This is a genomic window from Pseudoalteromonas sp. S3260, from assembly GCF_005886925.1.
In the GTDB taxonomy this organism is placed as follows: Bacteria; Pseudomonadota; Gammaproteobacteria; order Enterobacterales; family Alteromonadaceae; genus Pseudoalteromonas; species Pseudoalteromonas tetraodonis.
The window spans coordinates 1-398 of the sequence record NZ_PNCV01000213.1; the positions used below are offsets into that span (position 1 = coordinate 1).

A 398-nucleotide genomic window follows, 5' to 3' on the forward strand; every position below is an offset into this window, starting at 1 on the left:
CAGCTGGAAGCGTTTCATTTGCAGTAGGTGGTGAAACTTACGATGTAGATGCTTCGGGTGCATCAGACGCAGCCGATAAAGCGGCAGCGATTAATGCAAAAACAGGTGACCATGGTGTAACAGCAGCAGTTGCTGATGTTACAACTGCAACTCTTTCAGCTATGAACTTTGATAACGGAACAATCGATTTTACATTGGATGGGTCTAATAATGTAACTGGTACTGATGCTGATTCACTTGCAGCTTCAATAAATGATATAGATGGTTACACAGCAGTTAATGATGCAGGTACAATCACAATCACAAATGCTGCAGGGGCTCCTATTGCACTGACTGCTTTTTCAGGTGCAGGTGACGGTACTGCTGCTGCAGCAACATTTACTGATAGCGCTTCGACT

The 398-nt window shown here is 44.2% G+C and carries 1 protein-coding gene; it reads left to right on the forward strand.

All coding sequences use genetic code 11. The annotated features are described in order from the left end of the window. Positions 1-398, forward strand: a 398-nt coding sequence (locus CWC14_RS19230) for a hypothetical protein (RefSeq protein ID WP_212746565.1), incomplete at both ends; no start/stop codon positions are given.